17 protein-coding genes and 1 riboswitch are annotated in these 18,993 nt (G+C 69.5%); of the genes, 6 read left to right on the top strand and 11 right to left on the bottom strand.

The window, feature by feature from the left end; all coding sequences use genetic code 11:
- Window positions 1-8: 8 nt before the first annotated feature.
- The 6 genes from OG507_RS06650 to ribD all read right to left on the bottom strand — a co-directional run bounded on the left by OG507_RS06650 (window position 9) and on the right by ribD (window position 4,525).
- Entirely contained in the window at window positions 9-281 is a 273-nt protein-coding gene (locus OG507_RS06650) for a phosphoribosyl-ATP diphosphatase (RefSeq protein WP_018524273.1), read from the bottom strand.
- 35 nt (window positions 282-316) lie between these two features.
- Window positions 317-802, bottom strand: a complete 486-nt coding sequence (gene ribH, locus OG507_RS06655) for a 6,7-dimethyl-8-ribityllumazine synthase (protein ID WP_114243451.1) — start codon at window positions 800-802, stop codon at window positions 317-319.
- A 77-nt stretch (window positions 803-879) separates the two neighbouring features.
- Entirely contained in the window at window positions 880-2,178 is a 1,299-nt protein-coding gene (locus OG507_RS06660) for a bifunctional 3,4-dihydroxy-2-butanone-4-phosphate synthase/GTP cyclohydrolase II (RefSeq protein ID WP_327366210.1), read from the bottom strand.
- Complete coding sequence (locus tag OG507_RS06665; protein ID WP_327366211.1) at window positions 2,175-2,819, bottom strand: nicotinamide mononucleotide transporter family protein; 645 nt, start codon at window positions 2,817-2,819, stop codon at window positions 2,175-2,177. Before OG507_RS06665 ends, OG507_RS06660 begins: the two co-directional genes overlap by 4 nt.
- Entirely contained in the window at window positions 2,816-3,424 is a 609-nt protein-coding gene (locus tag OG507_RS06670) for a riboflavin synthase (protein ID WP_327366212.1), read from the bottom strand. The genes OG507_RS06665 and OG507_RS06670 overlap by 4 nt, the downstream gene beginning before the upstream one ends.
- Window positions 3,425-4,525 carry a bifunctional diaminohydroxyphosphoribosylaminopyrimidine deaminase/5-amino-6-(5-phosphoribosylamino)uracil reductase RibD gene (ribD, locus tag OG507_RS06675; RefSeq protein ID WP_327366213.1) on the bottom strand — a complete coding sequence of 367 codons (1,101 nt, stop codon included), beginning with the start codon at window positions 4,523-4,525 and terminating at the stop codon, window positions 3,425-3,427.
- A gap of 155 nt (window positions 4,526-4,680) precedes the next feature.
- A riboswitch (FMN riboswitch) is annotated at window positions 4,681-4,811 on the bottom strand.
- Between the two features lie 278 nt (window positions 4,812-5,089).
- Between ribD and OG507_RS06680 the strand changes: the two genes are divergently transcribed.
- Window positions 5,090-7,417, top strand: a complete 2,328-nt coding sequence (locus tag OG507_RS06680) for a chitinase C-terminal domain-containing protein (RefSeq protein ID WP_327366214.1) — start codon at window positions 5,090-5,092, stop codon at window positions 7,415-7,417.
- 127 nt (window positions 7,418-7,544) lie between these two features.
- Here OG507_RS06680 and OG507_RS06685 read toward each other — a convergent pair whose 3' ends face one another.
- Complete coding sequence (locus tag OG507_RS06685; protein WP_327366215.1) at window positions 7,545-8,729, bottom strand: ROK family transcriptional regulator; 1,185 nt, start codon at window positions 8,727-8,729, stop codon at window positions 7,545-7,547.
- Window positions 8,730-8,876: 147 nt separating this feature from the next.
- On the opposite strand from OG507_RS06685, the gene OG507_RS06690 reads away from it, so the two are divergent.
- Window positions 8,877-10,106, top strand: a complete 1,230-nt coding sequence (locus OG507_RS06690) for an MFS transporter (RefSeq protein WP_327366216.1) — start codon at window positions 8,877-8,879, stop codon at window positions 10,104-10,106.
- A 31-nt stretch (window positions 10,107-10,137) separates the two neighbouring features.
- On the opposite strand, the gene OG507_RS06695 is transcribed toward OG507_RS06690, so the two are convergent.
- Window positions 10,138-11,430, bottom strand: a complete 1,293-nt coding sequence (locus OG507_RS06695) for an alginate lyase family protein (RefSeq protein ID WP_327366217.1) — start codon at window positions 11,428-11,430, stop codon at window positions 10,138-10,140.
- 357 nt (window positions 11,431-11,787) lie between these two features.
- Between OG507_RS06695 and OG507_RS06700 the strand changes: the two genes are divergently transcribed.
- Window positions 11,788-13,170, top strand: a complete 1,383-nt coding sequence (locus tag OG507_RS06700) for a uracil-xanthine permease family protein (protein ID WP_327366218.1) — start codon at window positions 11,788-11,790, stop codon at window positions 13,168-13,170.
- A gap of 202 nt (window positions 13,171-13,372) precedes the next feature.
- Here OG507_RS06700 and OG507_RS06705 read toward each other — a convergent pair whose 3' ends face one another.
- Both OG507_RS06705 and OG507_RS06710 read right to left on the bottom strand, forming a co-directional pair.
- Complete coding sequence (locus OG507_RS06705) at window positions 13,373-14,188, bottom strand: alpha/beta fold hydrolase (protein ID WP_327366219.1); 816 nt, start codon at window positions 14,186-14,188, stop codon at window positions 13,373-13,375.
- Window positions 14,189-14,246: 58 nt separating this feature from the next.
- On the bottom strand, window positions 14,247-14,912 hold the full coding sequence (locus OG507_RS06710) for a DUF4097 family beta strand repeat-containing protein (protein ID WP_327366220.1): 666 nt from the start codon (window positions 14,910-14,912) through the stop codon (window positions 14,247-14,249).
- A gap of 238 nt (window positions 14,913-15,150) precedes the next feature.
- Here OG507_RS06710 and OG507_RS40345 point away from each other — a divergent pair, with 238 nt between their 5' ends.
- A complete protein-coding gene (locus OG507_RS40345) occupies window positions 15,151-15,906 on the top strand; it encodes a helix-turn-helix domain-containing protein (RefSeq protein WP_442810951.1) in 756 nt (251 codons plus the stop codon).
- 92 nt (window positions 15,907-15,998) lie between these two features.
- On the opposite strand, the gene OG507_RS06725 is transcribed toward OG507_RS40345, so the two are convergent.
- Window positions 15,999-16,700 carry a 2-phosphosulfolactate phosphatase gene (locus OG507_RS06725; RefSeq protein WP_327366221.1) on the bottom strand — a complete coding sequence of 234 codons (702 nt, stop codon included), beginning with the start codon at window positions 16,698-16,700 and terminating at the stop codon, window positions 15,999-16,001.
- Window positions 16,701-16,941: 241 nt separating this feature from the next.
- Here OG507_RS06725 and OG507_RS06730 point away from each other — a divergent pair, with 241 nt between their 5' ends.
- Together OG507_RS06730 and OG507_RS06735 are read left to right on the top strand one after the other, a co-directional pair.
- Window positions 16,942-17,376, top strand: a complete 435-nt coding sequence (locus OG507_RS06730) for a VOC family protein (protein WP_327366222.1) — start codon at window positions 16,942-16,944, stop codon at window positions 17,374-17,376.
- A gap of 316 nt (window positions 17,377-17,692) precedes the next feature.
- A complete protein-coding gene (locus tag OG507_RS06735; RefSeq protein ID WP_442810906.1) occupies window positions 17,693-18,955 on the top strand; it encodes an IS701 family transposase in 1,263 nt (420 codons plus the stop codon).
- Window positions 18,956-18,993 lie beyond the last annotated feature (38 nt).

Below are 18,993 nucleotides of genomic sequence, written 5' to 3' on the forward strand. Positions count from 1 at the left end.
GGTCGTGCTCAGAGGTGGGCGTAGACGTCGTCGAGGGAGATCCCGCGGGCGACCATCATCACCTGGACGTGGTACAGCAGCTGGGAGATCTCCTCGGCGGCGGCGTCCTTGCTCTCGTGCTCGGCGGCCATCCAGACTTCGGCGGCCTCCTCGACGACCTTCTTGCCGATGGCATGGACCCCCTTGTCCACCAGCTCGGCGGTGCGGGAGGTGGAGGGGTCGCCGTTGGCGGCCTTGAGCTGCAGCTCGGCGAAGAGCTCTTCGAAGGTTTTGTTCGCCATGATGGTCCTTAGAATACGGGGTCCGCACCCCCCACTCAGCGCCAGGGCTCGCTGACGGTGCGCAGCGTGGCGGCGGTGGCGACGGCCGCGGTGACGGCTTCGTGCCCCTTGTCCTCGTTGGAACCTTCGAGTCCGGCCCGGTCGAGCGCCTGCTCCTCGGTGTCGCAGGTGAGTACGCCGAAGCCGACCGGGACCCCGGTGTCGACGGCGACCTGGGTCAGGCCGTTGGTGACGCCGTGGGAGACGTACTCGAAGTGCGGGGTGCCGCCGCGGATGATCACGCCGAGGGCGACGATCGCGTCGTAGCCGCGCCCGGCGAGGACCTTGGCCACCACCGGGAGCTCGAAGCTGCCGGGTACCCGCAGCAGGGTCGGTTCGTCGATGCCCAGTTCGTGCAGGGCGCGCAGTGCGCCGTCGACGAGTCCGTCCATGACCTTCTCGTGCCACTGCGCGGCGACGACCGCCACGCGCAGGTCACCGCAGTTGCGTACGGACAGTTCGGGTGCGCCCTTGCCGCTCATGGTTCTCCTACCGCTCGTTTCCGTGATCGTTACTGATTGTGTGCGTTACGGGTTGCGTTCGTAACTGATTGCGTTCGTTACTGATTGGCGCAGGTCGACGCCGTGGCGGCGTCGAGCCAGGGCAGGTCGTGCCCCATGCGGTCGCGCTTGGTGCGCAGGTAGCGCAGATTGTGTTCGCCGGCCTGGACGGGCATCGGCTCGCGGCCGGTGACGGCCAGGCCGTGCCGCAGGACCGCGGCCGTCTTGTCGGGGTTGTTGGTCATCAGCCGCAGGCTGTGCACGCCGAGGTCCTTGAGGATCTGGGCACCGGCCGCGTAGTCCCGGGCGTCGGCGGGCAGCCCGAGCTCCAGATTGGCGTCGAGGGTGTCGACGCCGCGCTCCTGGAGTTCGTAGGCGCGCAGCTTGGACAGCAGGCCGATGCCCCGGCCCTCGTGGCCGCGCAGATAGACGACGACGCCGCGGCCCTCCTCGGTGATCCGGCGCATGGAGGCGTGCAGCTGGGGGCCGCAGTCGCAGCGCTGGGACTGGAAGATGTCGCCGGTCAGGCATTCGGAGTGGACCCGGACCAGGACGTCGTCGCCGTCACCGATGTCGCCGTGGACCAGTGCGACATGCTCGACGCCGTCGGTCGTGGAGCGGTAGCCGTACGCGGTGAACGCGCCGAAGCCCGTCGGCAGCCGGACCTCGGCCTCGCGGCGGACGGTCGGCTCGGAGGAACGGCGGTAGGCGATCAGGGCCTCGATGGAGATGATCGTGAGGCCGTGCTTGCGGGCGAACGGGATCAGCTGGGGCAGCCGCAGCATCACGCCGTCCTCACCGGCGATCTCGACGATCGCCCCGGCGGGCCGCAGTCCGGCGAGCCTGGCGAGGTCGACGGCTGCCTCGGTGTGGCCGTTGCGGACCAGCACCCCGCCGGAGCGGGCGCGCAGCGGGAAGATGTGGCCGGGCCGTACGAAGTCGGCGGGGCCGGCCTCGCCGCTCGCCAGCATCCGGAGCGTGGCGGCCCGGTCGGCGGCGGAGATGCCGGTCGTCACGCCGTGCGCCGCCGAGGCGTCCACGGAGACGGTGAACGCCGTGCGCATCGACTCGGTGTTGTGAGCGACCATCTGCGGCAGTTCGAGCCGTTCCAGCTCGTCGTTCTCCATGGGCGCGCAGATCAGGCCGCGGCACTCGCTCATCATGAACGCGACGATCTCGGGGGTCGCCTTCTCTGCGGCGATGACGAGGTCGCCCTCGTTCTCCCGGTCCTCGTCGTCGACGACCACGACGGGCCGCCCGGCGGCGATGTCACGGATCGCCTGCTCGACGGGGTCGAGGGAGAGGTCCTCGACGACGCTTTCGTGTTCCCGGTGCAACCAGGTGGGCTGGGCAGTCATGCCGTGGCTCCTTCCAGAGCGGGTGTCCGCGAACGCAGCCACCAGTCGCGCATGCCCCACAGGACGAGGGCGCCGTAAATGACGTAGACGAAGCCTGAGAAGGCGAAGCCGTTGGCGAAGTTCAGCGGCACACCGACCAGGTCGACCAGCAGCCAGGCGAACCAGAACTCGACCATGCCGCGCGCCTGGGCGTACATCGCGACGACCGTGCCGACGAAGATGTACGCGTCGGGCCACGGGTCCCACGACAGCGTCGGGAAGGCGGTGAACAGTCCGCCGACGGCGAGGGTGCCGAGGGCGGCGCCGCCGACCAGGAAGGCGCGCTCGCGCCAGGTGGCGAACCGTACGGCGATGGAGCCGTCCTGGGCCTGCTGCTTGCCGCGGTTCCACGACCACCAGCCCCACGCGGCCACGACGATCACCACCAGCTGCTTGCCCGCGCTGCCCGAGAGGTGGGCGGAGGCGAAGGCGGCCAGCAGGATCACGCCGGAGACCAGCTGGGCGGGCCAGGTCCATATGGAGCGCCGCCAGCCCAGCGCGAGAGCGACCAGACCGACCGTGTTGCCGATCATGTCGGACCATCTGATGTGCTGGCCGAACAGGGCGAAGGCCTCCGAGTTGAGCCAGTCGACGGCGCTCACTTCGTGTCCTTGCGGTCCTGGTCGCCGAGCAGCCGCTCGACGTACTTCGCGATGACGTCCACCTCGAGGTTGACCGGGTCGCCGGGCTCCTTGATGCCGAGCGTGGTCAGGGCGAGGGTGGTGGGGATGAGGCTGATGGTGAAGTAGTCGGGTCCGGCGTCCACCACGGTCAGGCTGACGCCGTCGACGGTGATCGAACCCTTCTCCACCACATAGCGGGTCAGCTCCGCGGGGAGGGAGATCTTCACGATCTCCCAGTTCTCGGAGATCTTGCGCTCGACGATGCTGCCGCTACCGTCGACGTGGCCCTGGACGATGTGGCCGCCGAGCCTGTCGCCGACCGCCATGGGACGCTCCAGGTTGACCCGGGAGCCGACCTTCAGGGCGCCGAGGCTGGACCGGCTCAGGGTCTCGGCCATCACATCGGCGGTGAACTCGTGCTCACCGAAGTCGACGACGGTCAGGCAGACGCCGTTGACGGCGATGGAATCGCCGTGCTTGGCACCTTCGGTGACGACGGGACCGCGCAGGCGGAAGCGGGAGGCGTCGCCGAGCTCCTCGACGGCGGTGACCTCACCCAGTTCTTCGACAATTCCGGTGAACACTCAGTTTTCCTTCCGGGCAGGGCCGGGGACGGCGGTGATGCGCAGATCGGGGCCGATACGTACGGTCTCGGTCACATCGAGGCGCAACGCCTGGGCGATGGTGGAGATTCCGGCGTCGGCGAGGGCCGCGGGGCCTGCGCCGAGGAGCACGGGGGCGAGATAGCCGACGACCTTGTCGACCTTTCCCGCGGCGACGAAGGCCCCGGCCAGGGTCGGGCCGCCTTCGAGGAGTACGGAGCGGATGCCCCGCCCGTACAGGGCGGTGAGCAGGGCGGGGATGTCCAGGCCGGGGCCGGTGGCGGCGCGCGGCAGCCGCAGGACGGCCTCTTCGGGGAGATGACCGGCGTCGGCGTCCTCGGCGACCGCGATCAGGGTGGGCGCGGTGTCGTCCAGGACGCGTGCGCCGGGGCGCACGGCACCGGCGCCGGTGTCCACGACCACCCGCAGCGGCTGTACGGCGCCTTCGATGCCCCGTACACCGAGCTGGGGGTCGTCGGTACGGGCGGTGCCGGATCCGACCACGACGGCGTCGGCCTCGGCGCGCAGCCGGTGGACGTCGGCGCGGGACTCGGGCGAGGTGATCCAGCGGCTGGTGGCGTCGGCGGCCGCGATCCGGCCGTCGAGGGTCGCCGCGTACTTCCACAGGACGTACGGGCGGCCGAGCCGCACCGAGGTGAGCCAGGCCGCGTTGCCCGCCTCGGCCTCGTCGGCGAGGAGCCCCTGCTCGGCCTTGATCCCGGCCGCGCGCAGGGTGTCCGCACCGCCGGTGGCCTGCGGGTTCGGGTCGCCGACCGCGTACACGACACGGCTGGCACCGGCCTCGATCAGCGCCTGGGCGCAGGGGCCGGTGCGGCCGGTGTGGTTACAGGGTTCGAGGGTGACGTAGGCGGTGCCGCCCCGGGCCTTCTCGCCCGCGGCGCGCAGGGCGTGGATCTCGGCGTGCGGGCCGCCGGCGCGCTTGTGGAAGCCTTCACCTGCCGGGCGTCCCTCGGCGTCGAGGATGACGCAGCCGACGACCGGGTTGGGGCTGGTGGAGCCGAGACCGCGCGCCGCGAGCGTGATCGCTCGGCGCATGGCGGTGATGTCGGCTGCGGTGTCCACCGGGTCCTCCTGCCTCTTCGGGCACGGACTCCGGGGCCTGTCGATGACGACAGATGAAGCGGAACGCGACAGGGGGACGCCGAATGCCGAATACACGGATGGATCGGTCGCCCGAAGACCATCCGCCGACGGCGGCGTACCCGTGAAACGGCCCGCCGCGCACTGCCTCCCATCCGGACTTTAACCGTCGGTCCAGGAATCCCACCTGGTCAACCGGCCGCTGGATGCGGACGGGTCGCGGACTATAACCGCCGGTTCGGAATTGCACCGACCCCGGAGTGCGCTGCTGCTGGTACACGATCAGTGTGCCATGCCCGCACATGGGCCATATGGGTGAGTGCCTGTGGAGTGGCTCACAGGATGCCCCGAACGAGGTCCGCATCGGGACGGTCGGCCCCAAATGGGGCCGGAAAGGTCCAGACCTATTGACGCAATGGTCTAGTCCTCTTAATCTCTGCGTCACCTCCGAGGAGCGGTTCCGCGGTGTGCGCACACCCGGGACATCAACACGACCCACCCCCTTGTCAGTTGTGTTCTGCCGAACCTCCCCGGGAGGAACCGAACGTGTTGTCCCCCACCCGTGCGAGAGCCACCCTTCTCGCAGCCGGCGCAGCCGTCGCCGGACTGCTGCTGGGCTCGCTCGCCGCCACCCCGTCGGCCGCCGCCGACCAGGAGTCCTGTCGCCCCGACGGGCTCTACGAGACCCCCGGTGTCGCGGTCCCCTACTGCTCCGTCTACGACTCCGAGGGCCGCGAGAAGATGGGCGCCGACCACCAGCGCCGGGTCATCGGATACTTCACCAACTGGCGGACCGGGAAGGACGGCAAGCCCGCGTATCTCGCCTCCGACATCCCCTGGGACAAAGTCACCCACCTCAATTACGCGTTCGCGCACGTCGACGGCGACAACAAGATCTCCGTCGGCGCCGATGGCCCGGACAACGCCTCGACCGGCATGACCTGGCCGGGCGTCGCGGGCGCCGAGATGGACCCGGACCTCCCCTACAAGGGCCATTTCAATCTGCTCAACAAGTTCAAGAAGCAGTACCCGAACGTGAAGACCATGGTGTCGGTGGGCGGCTGGGCCGAGACGGGCGGCTACTTCGACGACAACGGCAACCGGGTGGACTCCGGCGGCTTCTACTCGATGGCGACCAACGCCGACGGCTCGGTCAACCAGGCCGGCATCGACACCTTCGCCGACTCGACCGTCGCCTTCATCAAGAAGTACGGCTTCAACGGCGTCGACATCGACTACGAGTACCCGACGACGATGAAGGACGCGGGCAACCCGCTGGACTGGACGCTCTCCAACGCCCGCCGGGCCGGCCTGGTCAAGAGCTACGGCGCGCTGATGAAGACCCTGCGCGAGAAGCTCGACCGCGCGTCCGCCGCCGACGGCAAGCACTACCTGCTGAGCGTGGCCGCGCCCTCGTCCGGCTATCTGCTGCGCGGCATGGAGACCTTCCAGGTCCAGAAGTACCTGGACTACGTCAACATCATGTCGTACGACCTGCACGGCGCCTGGAACGAGTACGTCGGACCGAACGCCGCGCTGTACGACGACGGCAAGGACGCCGAACTCGCCCAGGCGGGCGTCTACTCGACCTCGCAGTACGGCGGGACCGGCTATCTCAACACCGACTGGGCCTTCCACTACTTCCGCGGGTCGATGCCGTCCGGCCGGATCAACATCGGCCTGCCGTACTACACCCGCGGCTTCAAGAACGTGCAGGGCGGCACGGACGGGCTGTGGGGCAAGGCCGCCGCGACCACCTGCCCGGCCGGCGCGGGCCTGACCAAGTGCGGTGACGGCGCCGTCGGCATCGACAACCTCTGGCACGACCTGGACACCGACGGCAAGGAAGCACCCGCCGGATCCAACCCGATGTGGCACGCGAAGAACCTGGAGAAGGGCATCGTCGGCGACTACGTCACCGACTACGGATTCGCCGCCGACACCCGGCTGACCGGCACCTACGTCCGTAAGTACGACTCGACGCTGGTCGCGCCCTGGCTGTGGAACGCGGACAAGAAGGTCTTCCTCTCCACCGAGGACGAACAGTCGGTCGCCGCGAAGGCGGACTACGTCGTCGACAAGGGCATCGGCGGCACGATGATCTGGGAGCTCGCGGGCGACTACGGCTGGAACGCCGCCAAGGGACAGTACGAGCCGGGCTCCACGCTCACCTCGACGATGTACGACAAGTTCAAGTCGGCCACCCCGTACGGCGCGAAGCGGTCCACCATCGATCTGCCGGCCGAGGCGCTCGACATCGACGTGTCCTTCGAGCAGTTCCCGCTCGGTGACTCCAACTACCCGATCAGCCCCAAGCTGAAGATCACCAACAACACGGACGCGACCCTGCCCGGCGGCACGGAGTTCCAGTTCGACTACGCGACGTCGGCGCCCGCCAACGCCAAGGACCAGTCGGGCTTCGGCACGACGATCGTGCGCAGTGACCACACCGCCGCCAACAACATCGGCGGGCTGAAGGGCGACTACAACCGCGTCTCGCTCAAGCTGCCGGGCTGGCAGAGCCTGGCTCCCGGCGCCTCGGTGCAGGTCGACTTCGTCTACTACCTGCCCACTTCGACGCCGTCGAACTGGACGGTGGCCTTCGGCGGCAAGCCGTACGCCCTCGCCGCCGATCTGGCGCGCGGCACCACAGCGGTCGACCCCGGCACGGGCACCTCTCCCTCGCCCGACCCGAGCCCGGATCCCACCGGTGGCAGCTGCACCGCCCCCGCCTGGAGCGCGACCTCCGAGTACGGCGCGGGTGCGACGGTCAGCCACGGCTCGCACCAGTGGAAGGCCAAGTGGTGGACGAAGGGCGAGACGCCCGGCTCCACCGGTGAATGGGGTGTCTGGCAGGACCTCGGGGCCTGCTGACCCTCCCCCACCGCCCGGCGGTGACCGGATCGCCCCCGGTCACCGCCGGGCTCGACCATGCCCGGCCCTGGCGGGCGGGACGTACGGATGCCTGAGCCGCCGCTCCCGCCGTACGCGGCCGAGCGCATCAGCCGGCCGGACCGAACAGCTCGTCCTGCGCCGCCTCCCTGGCCGCGAGCAGCGCGCCGCGGAGCACCGCGGCGCCGCCCAGCCGCCCGGCCCTGACCTCGGTGCGCAGCGGGGACATCGTGGCCAGCCGCTCCTCGACCCGTGCCGCGAGCGCGTCACCGCCCGCGTGACCGACCTCGCCCGCGAGCAGCACACAGCCGGGGTCGAGGACCGAGGCGATGGCGGCGGCGCCCAGTGCCAGACGTTCGGCGAGGGCGCCCAGGAACGCCTCGCTGTCCCCCTCCCCCGCCAGCGCGGCCCGTACGGCGAACGCCGCGCCCGGTTCCTTGTCCCCTTCGGCCGCGCCCGGGGGCACGGCGATGCCGTGGGTGGCGGCCAGTTCACAGACCGGCGCGGAGCCCACCAGGGAGTGGAAGCCGCCCTCGCAGTTGACGGCCGACGGGATGCCGGTCGTGCCAGGCACCGGCAGGAAGCCGATCTCGCCCGCGCCGCCCGAGGCCCCGCGGCGGAGCTTCCCGTCCAGCATGACGGCGGCGCCGACGCCGTGGCCGAGCCAGAAGAGGACGAAGGTGTCGCGGGCCGCGCCGCTGCGGTGCTCGGCGACGGCGGCGAGATTGGTCTCGTTCTCGACCAGCACGGTGGCGGGCAGCCGTTGCTGGAGCACCCGTACCAGCCGCCGGTGCCAGGCGGGCAGCCCGGTGGTGTCGCGCAGTTCGCCGGTGACCGGGTCGATCAGACCGGGTGCGCCGATGCCGACGCTGTGCAGCGGGGCGGCGCCCGCCTCGCGCGCGGTGCGTTCCAGCAGTGCTGCGGCCTGTTCGGCGGCGGCCTCGGTGCCGGTGTCGCCGCCGATGGGCAGGGTGGCCTCGGCGAGCGTGACGCCGAGGAGGTCGGCGACGACCAGGGCGACGCTGCCGGTGCGTACGTCGAGCGCGGCGAGGTGGGCGCGGTCGGCCGCTATCCCGTACAGCCGGGCGTTGGGGCCGCGGCGCTCGGCTCCCGCCTCGCCGACCACCCGGATCAGACCGGCGCCCTGCAGCCGTTCGACGAGGTCGGCGACGGTGGGACGGGAGAGTCCGGTCAGGGTCTTCAGCTGTGTGGCCGTCAGCGGGCCGTCCTGCTGGAGCAGTCGCAGGGCGAGCCGGTCGTTGATGGCCCGGGCGGTGCTCGGTGATGCGGGCATGCCGGGATCCTTCCAGATCGCTGCCGCACGGGACGAAGCCGGTGGACTATTTATCAGGCAGGGTTCCTGATAGTTTACGGCCCGCACCGTGGAGACGGGCGCCGGGGTCGCCGGCGGCGGAGGATTCCCAGGGGAGGGCACGGCGGTATGACAACGGATTCCACAGAGACGGTCTTCGGCATGGAACAGGTGAGGCGGGCCAGGTACGCCGTCGCCGCGGTATTCGCCGTGCACGGCGCGGTGACCGGCAGCTTCGCGACCCGCGTGCCCTGGATCCAGGACCACGCAGGGGTCAGCGCAGGGCAGCTCGGTCTCGCCCTCGCCTTTCCGGCAATCGGCGCCTCCCTCGCGATGCCGCTGGCCGGTGCGATCAGCCATCGCTTCGGCGCCAGGACCGCGCTGCGCGGACTGCTCGCGCTGTGGACACTGGCGCTGACGCTGCCCGCGCTGGCGCCCAGCCTGCTGACCCTGTGCGCCGCGCTCTTCGTGTACGGGGCATCGGCCGGCATGTCGGACGTGGCGATGAACGCCCTCGGCGTCGAGGTGGAGAACCGCCTCGACAAGTCGATCATGTCCGGGCTGCACGGGATGTGGAGCGTGGGCGCCCTGGTCGGTTCGGCGTCGGGCACGGTGGCCGCACACCTGGGGGCCGACGCCCGGCTGCACCACTTCGTCGCCGCCCTCGTCCTCACCACGCTCGGCCTGATCGCCTGCCGGGGCGTCCTGGACCTTCGCAGCGAGCCGGACGAGGAGCCGCCGCCGCGCTTCACGCTGCCGCCGAGGTCGGCCCTGATCATCGGCGCGGTGGGCTTCTGCGCGGTGTTCGCCGAGGGCGCCAGCCTGGACTGGTCGGCGGTCTACCTCCGGGACATCATGGGCACCTCCGCCGGGCTCGCCGCGGCGTCCACGACGGCGTTCACGCTGACGATGGCGGTCGCCCGGATCGCCGGTGACAAGGTGGTCGACCGCTTCGGGGCGGTCAGGACGGTACGGGTCGGCGGCGGCCTCGCGACGGTCGGCGGACTGCTCGTGGTCGCGTCGCCGAACGCGGTGCTCGCGATGTGCGGCTTCGCACTCCTCGGCCTCGGTGTCGCCGTGGTCGTGCCGCTCGCCTTCGCGGCGGCCGGGCGCAGCGGCCCTAATCCGAGTCAGGCGATCGCGGGCGTCGCCACCATCACGTACACCTCCGGGCTCATCGCCCCGTCCGCGATCGGCTCACTGGCCGAGGCGACCTCGCTGGTCGTGTCGTTCGGCCTGGTGACGGTGCTGGCGTTCGGGCTGGTGCTGGGGGCCGGGGTGCTGCGGGCGGGCGACCGCCGGGCCGTGGCGTCCTCGGCTACCGCTCCGAGCACGGCGGCGGCCGAGCCGCGCCCCTGAGCCCTCGGCTCCACGGGGCGCGGCGGGCGGTTCAGCCGGCGATCGAGTCCAGCTGTTCCGCCGCGGGCCGCAGCGCCCACAGGTCGCCGCCGGGCGGTGTCTCCAACCGCACGACGGCCGCCTCGGCCTTGGCGTCACCGGCGTCGGCGGCCGCGTGGACGATGTCACTGGCCGCGTACCGGTAGAACTCCAGCTCCGGGTGGGGCCAGGGGGCGGCCCCGGTCGCGGCGGGCAGCAGATAGTCGACCGCCTTGAACAGGCTCTGCCCCTGCGGCCCTTCGTACGCCCACAGGTCCACGCCGACCTGCCTGCCGATGGCGGCGAGCCGGGTGTAGGCGACCAGGTCGAAGGTCGAGTAGTGCCAGCTTCGGGTGCGTGCCAGCTCCTGCGGCTGGGTTCCGTCTCCGGCGATCTGCCGGTCGATGCGGAGCGCGCGGGCGTCCAGGACGACCTTGCGGGCGAGGTCCTTGTCCCCAGTGGCGAGGGCGAGGCCGGCGATCTGCATGTCCTGGAAGGTGCCGTGGTTGTTCTGGGCGGCCGATTCCTGCTTGCCGAAGTCGGAGTTCACCAGCCAGTCGAGGAACGAGGCGTTCCAGGCCCGCATGGCGCCCCGGTCGCTCTTCGACCAGCCGGGGGCGCCGGTGTCGAGCAGGGCGACGGCGTCCAGTACGGATGTGTACTGCTGGGAGAAGTCGATGATGCCGATCGCCCGGCCGTCGTACTTGCAGGGGATGAACTGCCCGTGGTTCAGGTTGGGGTTCATCCGTGTCGCGGGGTCCAGGAACCAGGTGCGCAGGATGTCGGAGGCGTGCTCGGCGTACTGCTTCCGGCCCGTGTAGTACCAGGCGAGGCTGAGGGTGGTGACGGAGTTGAAGACCTTGCCGATGTCGGGGCGGTCGGTGCCGGTGTCGACCTCGGGGTTGCGTTCGCCGTCGCGCTGTACGTACGGGCAGCCCCAGGGGTTCTCCGCGGTCTTCGGCTGGGAGGGCCACCAGTAGGGCGCCTGGCTGAGGTAGTCGTGCGGGTCTCCGCTCGGCGCGGGCTTCGGCTTGTCGACGACGGTCCAGGGGCCCTGGCCGAGCCAGCCGTCGGCCTTGGCGGTCAGCGCCCGGACGGCGGTGCGCAGGGCCGGGTCGCCGCGGTCGAGCCGGAGCTTCGTCTGCTGGATGCGGTGTCCGTCGATGACCACGGTCCGCGGGGCGCGGGGCGGCGGGCGGTGACCGTGCGCGGCGGCGGCCGAGGCCCCGGCCGGGACGAGCACGGCGGTCAGGGCGGCCGCGGCGGTGAGGAGGGCGCCCAGGCGCCGACGGGGTCTTCCACTCATCGAGCACTCCCATCAATCACGTACATGAATCATGTTCATGACCAAGACCGTGTGAGCGTAGGGCCGCCTGTTCGGAGTGACAATGCTTCGCACACGATTCATGCATGGGATCCGGAGAGCGCCTGCGGCTCGTGGCCCTGCCGCGAGCGCCACGCGGTCCGGCATTAGCATGTCTCTGATCATTTCTGCGGTTTGCACCGGGCCGGGCGAGGCATACGAGTGCGCCGAACGGGGCTACATCCTGCGACAGCCCCTGTCGCCATGTCTCCGATCGGCACGTTCCGCTAGTGATCGAAGCCGTCTGGTCCACCGGCCGGGCGCCGGCAACACCCCAGCAACACCTCAAGGAGCAAGACCATGGCGAGCTTCGGCTGGAAGCTGCACGGCGACGGCAAGAGCCTCGCACCGGGCGAGGTCGTGAGACCCGAGGAACGACTCACCTGGGGACGCACCGTCGGTCTCGGCGCCCAGCACGTGGTCTCCATGATCGGTGCCTGCTTCGTCGCCCCCGTCCTGATGGGCCTCGATGCCAACCTCGCCGTCATGGCATCCGGCGTGGCCACCATCCTGTTCCTGCTCATGACCCGTGGCCGCATCCCCAGCTACCTCGGCAGCAGCCTGTCCTTCATCGGCGTCGCCGCCGTCATCAAGGCACAGGGCGGCGACGCCGCGACCCTCACCGGCGCGCTTCTCGCCGTCGGCGCGGTCCTCTTCCTCTGCGGGGCCGTCGTCCGCGCTCTCGGCGCCCGCATCATCCACGCGATCCTGCCCCCGGTGGTCACGGGTGCCGTGGTCATGCTCATCGGGTTCAACCTGGCCCCCGTCGCCGCAGGCACCTACTGGCCCCAGGACCAGTGGACCGCCCTGCTCACGATGCTCTTCACCGGCTTCGCTCTCGTCGTGCTGCGCGGGTTCTGGTCCCGCATCGCGATTTTCCTCGGCCTGGCCTTCGGCTACGTCATCTCCTGGGTCTTCGACCGCGTCTTCGGCAGGATCCACTCCCCCGCCGGCGGTGCCGAGCCGGTCGACCACTGGCGCCTCGACCTCTCGGGTGTGGCCAAAGCCGACTGGATCGGCCTGCCGAACTTTCACGCCCCGAGCTTCTCCCTCTCGGCAGTTCTGGTCGCACTGCCCGTCGTCATCGCCCTCATCGCCGAGAACGCCGGACACGTCAAGGCTGTGGGCGAGATGACCGGCGATCCGCTGGATGACAAGCTCGGCACGGCGATCATGGCCGACGGTGCGGCAACTGTGGTGTCGACGTCCGTGGGCGGCCCCGCCACGACCACCTATGCCGAGAACATCGGTGTCATGGCCGCCACGCGCGTCTACTCGACCGCCGCATACTGGTGCGCCGCCGGCTTCGCGATCCTGTTCGGGCTCTGCCCCAAGTTCGGTGCCGTCGTGGCCGGCATCCCGGGCGGCGTCCTCGGCGGAATCACAGTCATCCTCTACGGCATGATCGGCCTGCTGGGCGCGCAGATCTGGGTCCGCTCACGCGTCGACCTCACCAACCCGCTGCACCTCGTACCCGTGGCCGCGGGCCTCATCATCGGTATCGGCAATGTCGGCCTGACGCTCACGGACAACTTCCAGCTCAGCGGTATCGCGTTGGGAACGTTGATCGTGGTCGTCGGATATCACGCCCTGCGTGTCATGGCTCCTGCCCACATGACGCACGAGCCACCACTCCTCGAATCGGATAATCCGGGGTATGACCGAGGCCTGGGCGGATCTTGATCCCAGGCGCCCCGTCCGACCGAACGTGAAGTACGAGGAGACGGCGCGGGGTGGGCTCGCGGTAAACAAATCGAGTGCCGAGCAGGTGCGCTACCGGCGATCTCCGCCGAAGAAGACCCCTCCACCGTCCTGGCGGCAGCGGACAAGATCTTCGTCACCCCGGCGAGGACGAGTCGTTCCCGCCAGTCCGCCGGTCGTGTCTTCAGCGCCCCCCGTGGTCGAGGGCGGCAACCTCTCGTACGGCCTCGGCAATGGCCGGGAAGTCCTTCTTGAGAATCGCACCGTGGTTGCTGGCGACCTTCGCACCGATCTGGATGTTCGGGTTGCGGGCGGTCACCGCATCGAGTCCGGTGCGTATCCGTTCCTGCTCATCACCGCGGCTTCCGAAAGACGTCCCCGAAGCGACCACATACCGCACCGGGACGGTGATGTTGTCCAGCACCGGTCCCAGCTCGCGCTCGCGGGAGAGCCTGCCGAGCTCGATGTTGCTGTTCGCCTGCTGCTCGGCGCTCATCCGCGGGGCCAGGCCCGTCGGCCGCAGCAGCGGCAGGAACCAGCTCATCCGCCTGAACAGCTTCCGGATCCGCTGTTCCATGGCCTCATCCAGCCAGTCGTACGGGAACGCTCCGTCGACCAGGACCGCGCCCAGGGCACGCTCCGGATTCCGGCCGGCCCAGTGCGCCCCGACGAACGCCCCGTAGGACCAGCCCACCAGCAGCGCCCGGTCCACACCCCTGGCCGCGAGAACGGCATCGACGTCCCGGACGGCTGCCTCGAAGGGATAGTCCGCCGAACGCTTCGATCCACCACGGGCCCGCTCGTCGTAGGTGATGTGCCGCCACCCCGTCCCCAGTTCGGCGATGACCCGCCGCCAGTACCCCTGGGTGGCGAACTGGCCGTTGAGGTAGACCACGGGGATACCGGGACCGCCGGTATCGGTGACGGCCAGCGCCGTATCGTCGACCGGCACCATGCCGGTCCACTTCGAGCCGGTCGAGGAAGTGCTGTTCTTCGTCATGTGTTCCTCCTGGTCTCGATCGCGGTGGGCCCGGCCGGACAGTCCTGGTTCTGCTCGATCAGAGGCTGCGGGCGGTGATGTCGCCGCGGGCGGTGGTGGCGCGGATGTCGAGTTCGGCGGTGCCGTCGTTCATGAGGGCGTTGCTGACCCGGCCGTAGTCGGTGCCGGCGTCCAGAGCGGCCGAGACGCCGGCGGCGGCGACGACCGAAATGTTGCCGGACCGGGTGCGGAGCACGACCGTGCCGCGCACGGCCTCGGTGATCCGGATGTCGCCCCTTGCGGTGCTGATCTCCGCGGGGCCGCCCAGCCGGCCGACCTCGACGTCGCCGTCGATCGCAGTGAGGCGGACGCTCGCGGCCTCGTCGATCTTGATCTGGCGGTACGCGCCTTCGAAGGCGATGTCGCCGAGGCGTCCGACGCCGCGGAGCTCGGCGCCGGTGGCCTTGGCCTCGACGCGGGAGCCGGCGGGCAGTTGGACGGTGATCTCCAGGGATCCGCAAGGGCCGAAGAGCTGGTTGCCGGGGGTCGGGGCCGTGATCCGCAGGACGCCGTCGGCGTAGGCGACGGTGGTCTGCTCGGCGGTCTTGGTGTCGCGGCTCTTGGAGGGGCTGGCGGGCAGGACCTCGACGGTGGTGTCGGCGCGGTCCGCGGCAATGAACTGGATGCGCCCGGCGGGGATGTCCAGGACGGCGGAGATCGGGGCGGGGGTGTCGAACTTCTGCATCGTGCTCTCCCGTACTCGTTCGTTGTTTCTGACACTGGAAACGCTACGTTGCTTTCCAAAATCCGACAACGTACTCGTTGCACAGAATGGGCATTCATGCAGGTAGAGGTCAATAAACTGTTGCAACAACCTTGGGCATAACGCAACGATGGCCACTTCGATCATTGCAATGGAGGAAAAGTGAACGCTATAGTGAGGGGATCAGGTACCGCCACGAAGGATCACCGAGGAGATCGCGATGCCGGGAGGCAGGCTCACCCAGCAGGAACGCCAGCAGATCGCGCTGGGGCTGTCCGACAGCCTCCCCTACGCCGAGATCGCCCGACGCCTGGACCGGCCGACCTCCACGATCACGCGTGAGGTGATGCGCAACGGCGGTCCCACCGCCTACCGCGCCGACCTGGCCCACCGCGCGACCGAACGCCGTGCCCACCGGCGCAGGCCCGCCCCCTCCCGAGGGCCGGAGTCGGTCCCCCAGCCGCATGGACGCGACGCCGAGGCCGTGGCCGAGTACGAGGAGATGTTCACCACCGTCCTCATGGGTTCGGGCCTGACCAAGATGACGGCCCGGGTGCTGACTTGCCTGTTCACCACCGACGCGGGCAGCCTCACCGCGTCCGAACTCGCCCAGCGCCTCCAGGTCAGCCCGGCGTCCATCTCCAAGGCGATCGCCTTCCTGGAGAGCCAGAGCCTCGTCCGCCGAGAACGCGACGAACGCCGCCGCGACCGCTACGTAGTCGACGACGAACTCTTCTACCAGGCGACGATCGCCAGCGCCCGCGCCAACGACCAGCTCGTCGAAACCGCACGCCAAGGCGTTGCCATCCTCGGCCCCCACACCCCCGCCGCCACTCGCCTGGAGAACATCGCCCGCTTCCTCGACTTCATCAGCGAAAGCATCACCCGCGCCGCCGAACAGGCCCGCGAAGTCCTCCACACCAAACCGGAAACAACCTCGAACGACACCGCTCGACCAAGTCCGGACCGCGGATAGACAGCCGTCTCGAGCGTCACAGCCATGAGACGAAGCCGGCTGCACCACTGGATGTCGGCTCTCGCATGGCGAGAGTCGGACTTCACGAGCGATCAGATCGGGGCATCGTCGGTCAGTGAAGGCACGATGCACGGACGCAGGACCATGAGCGAGCCTTCCAAGGCCGCCGCCATGGCAAAGGGGAACCGGTCGACCTCAAGACAGAGTGCAACGTCATCGGGATGGACTCCTTGACGCACACCCGCCGCCAGCTCGGCGGCGGCGCGCGACTCGGCGGCGCGGCGGAGGAACTCAGCAGCATCCGTCCCAGCCCCGGTGGCTCTCCGAGCGATGTATTGAGCGCACGCCAGATCTTCATCGGCCTGCCCGTCGTCGCCGGTGACCACGAACGTGACACTGTCACTCTTGCGTGTCCGCAAGAGCCGAGCCGTTGCCTCCGCCACCACGAAGCCGGCGCACAGCACCAGTGACGCCTCCTTGACCGCGAGGGCACCGACCGTGCCTGCCGTGGTCTTCTGCACAACGGTCCGTCCGCCAAGGTCAACAGACCGCAGCAGACCCGGCGAGTTGACCATGTCGAACCCGGTCGCGGGCGGACCGTCTTTGAGCGCCACCCAATCCGGATGGGAAGCCTTGAGCGCCAGGGCTTCGTCCAGCGACCCGGCAAGAACGATCTTTTCCGCCCCCTGGGCAAAGGCCCAGGCAGCCACGGTGAAGGCACGCATGACGTCGACCACGACCGCAACGGACGGGGCTTCGCCCAGCTCAGCGATGCCAAGGAAACGAGTGTCCATTCCGATCATGATCGCGCATCACCGATGCCTTCATCGCCCGCCGCCGCCGCGCCGAGCGCGCTGCCGGGTCATCGTACTAACGGGGTGGACACTCCCGAATGTAGTGGGCATCGACACAGCCAGGATCGTCATTCCACGGCTCAACGTCCCACTCACCGACAAGAGTTGGCCGCAAGCGCCACGACCCAGCCAGGGGCGGGCCCGCAGGGACGACGAAAGACCCCGCCTCTATGATGGACCGATGGCGTCGATCAAGCAGATCCAAGTCACCTTCGACTGCGCAGTACCTGAGCACGTCGCTCGTTTCTGGTGCGAGGTGTTGGGGTACGTCGTACCGCCGCCGCCGAAGGGGTTTGCCACCTGGAACGATTTCGATCGCTCGCTGCCGCCTGAGCGTCAGGGTTCGGCGTTCGCATGCATTGATCCCTCAGGTGTGGGCCCACGACTGTTCTTCCAGCGCGTTCCCGAAGGCAAGGCCGTCAAGAATCGGCTGCACCTTGACGTGCGGGTCGGCACCGGGCTCGTGGGGGACGAGCGCCTGGCCACACTTGAGGCCGAGTGCGCACGACTGGTCGCGCTCGGCGCCACCCACGTGCGAACGCTGCTTGCCGATGACACCAACGAGTCGTGCATCGTGATGCAGGACATCGAGGGCAACGAGTTCTGTCTCGACTGAGTGGCCGCGAACGTGGCACCTTCGCAAGTCGACCGGTGCGGTTCGCGATCAGGAGGGTCGCCGTCCCGCGGCGCGCCAACGGTCCTTCAACCAGCGCCTCATAAAGGCAAGTTGACCGACGTCCAGAGAATATCCGTGATCGTGGAGAAGCTGCACCGCCTACGCTGCAGCTCAATCGCGAGCAAGAACCTCCCTGACTCGGCCACCGCGCAACGGCAGGTTCAGAGAAGATGGATCAATCTGACAGGACGCTAGTAGGGCTTTGTTAGGTACCCCAAGTGATCCTCGTCAGATAGATTGTGATCTTCTTTCAGGTGTGACACCTGAGGAGATGGAAGAGGTCCGTCCACGGCTGGAGGCGTTCGCGGCCGAGATGCTCGGTTCGCTGGCACGTCGGGACCAGCGTGCCAAGGGCGAGATGTATCTGCGCGGGCTGATGCTGGACGGTAAGCGCAAGTCGATGCAGCCGATGGCCGAGCGGCTCGGGGTTGACCACCAGCAGCTTCAGCAGTTCGTCTCCTCCTCAACCTGGGACTACTCCAAGGTTCGGGAGCGCCTGGCCCGTTGGGCTGCGGCGCACATCTCTCCCGAGGCGTACGCGATCGACGATGTGGGCTTCCCCAAGGACGGCTACGACTCGCCGGGGGTAGCGCGGATGTACTGCGGTGCGCTGGGCAAGCGCGGCAACTGCCAGATCGGGGTCAGTGTGAATCTGGTGTCCGACCGCGCGTCCTCGGCCGTCGACTGGCGCCTGTTCCTTCCCGAGAGCTGGGACGACACCAAGCACGGCGACGATGCGCTGCTGGCTGACGCGATCCGGCACCGCCGGGCCAAGGCCGGCATCCCCGACGCGGCACGGCACCGGGAGAAGTGGCGCCTGGCCCTGGACATGCTCGACGAGGTCCGCGAAGACTGGGAGTTGCCCGACCTGCCGGTCGTCGCCGACGCCGGATACGGCGACGCCACCGGCTTTCGCGAGGGCCTGACCGAGCGCGGCCTGACCTACGCCGTCGCGGTCAAGGCCATCACGACCGCACACCCGGGCGACGCCACGCCCGAGCGCCCGCCATACTCCGGACAGGGCCGCCCTCCCGTGTCCGCCTACCCCCAGCCGCACACCACCCTGCGCGAGCTGGCCCTGGCGGCCGGACAAGCAGCCACCCGCACCGTCACCTGGCGCCAGGGCAGCAAGGCCACCAAGCACAACCCGAACGCCGACATGCGCTCGAAATTCCTGCCCCTGCGGGTCCGCCCGGCCAACCGACACATCCGCCGCGCCGCCGACGGCTCCCTGCCCGAATGCTGGCTGCTCGTCGAGTGGCCACCCGGCTGCGCCGAACCAACCGACTACTGGCTCTCAACGCTGCCCGCCGACACCCCACTGCGCGAGCTGGTCCGAATCGCCAAGATCCGATGGCGAGTTGAGCACGACTACCGCGAGCTCAAGGACGGTCTCGGCCTGGACCACTTCGAGGGCCGCAACTACCTCGGCTGGCACCGCCACGTCACCCTCGCCTCCCTCGCCCAGGCCTTCTGCACCCTCCTGCGGCTCGACCCAAAAGCCCCTGCGCCGGCCTAACGCTCTACGCGGTCCTCCGCGAACTCCAGGCCCTCCTG

The sequence above is a fragment of the Streptomyces sp. NBC_01217 genome (assembly GCF_035994185.1).
GTDB lineage: Bacteria > Actinomycetota > Actinomycetes > Streptomycetales > Streptomycetaceae > Streptomyces.

Bases quoted from the DNA above. Each gene is read 5' to 3' on its own strand.
- OG507_RS06650 (WP_018524273.1), bottom strand. From the start codon at position 281: ATGGCGAACAAAACCTTCGAAGAGCTCTTCGCCGAGCTGCAGCTCAAG.
- ribH (WP_114243451.1), bottom strand. From the start codon at position 802: ATGAGCGGCAAGGGCGCACCCGAACTGTCCGTACGCAACTGCGGTGAC.
- OG507_RS06660 (WP_327366210.1), bottom strand. From the start codon at position 2,178: ATGACTGCCCAGCCCACCTGGTTGCACCGGGAACACGAAAGCGTCGTC.
- OG507_RS06685 (WP_327366215.1), bottom strand. From the start codon at position 8,729: ATGCCCGCATCACCGAGCACCGCCCGGGCCATCAACGACCGGCTCGCC.
- OG507_RS06690 (WP_327366216.1), top strand. From the start codon at position 8,877: ATGACAACGGATTCCACAGAGACGGTCTTCGGCATGGAACAGGTGAGG.
- OG507_RS06695 (WP_327366217.1), bottom strand. From the start codon at position 11,430: ATGAGTGGAAGACCCCGTCGGCGCCTGGGCGCCCTCCTCACCGCCGCG.
- OG507_RS06700 (WP_327366218.1), top strand. From the start codon at position 11,788: ATGGCGAGCTTCGGCTGGAAGCTGCACGGCGACGGCAAGAGCCTCGCA.
- OG507_RS06705 (WP_327366219.1), bottom strand. From the start codon at position 14,188: ATGACGAAGAACAGCACTTCCTCGACCGGCTCGAAGTGGACCGGCATG.
- OG507_RS06710 (WP_327366220.1), bottom strand. From the start codon at position 14,912: ATGCAGAAGTTCGACACCCCCGCCCCGATCTCCGCCGTCCTGGACATC.
- OG507_RS40345 (WP_442810951.1), top strand. From the start codon at position 15,151: ATGCCGGGAGGCAGGCTCACCCAGCAGGAACGCCAGCAGATCGCGCTG.
- OG507_RS06725 (WP_327366221.1), bottom strand. From the start codon at position 16,700: ATGGACACTCGTTTCCTTGGCATCGCTGAGCTGGGCGAAGCCCCGTCC.
- OG507_RS06730 (WP_327366222.1), top strand. From the start codon at position 16,942: ATGGCGTCGATCAAGCAGATCCAAGTCACCTTCGACTGCGCAGTACCT.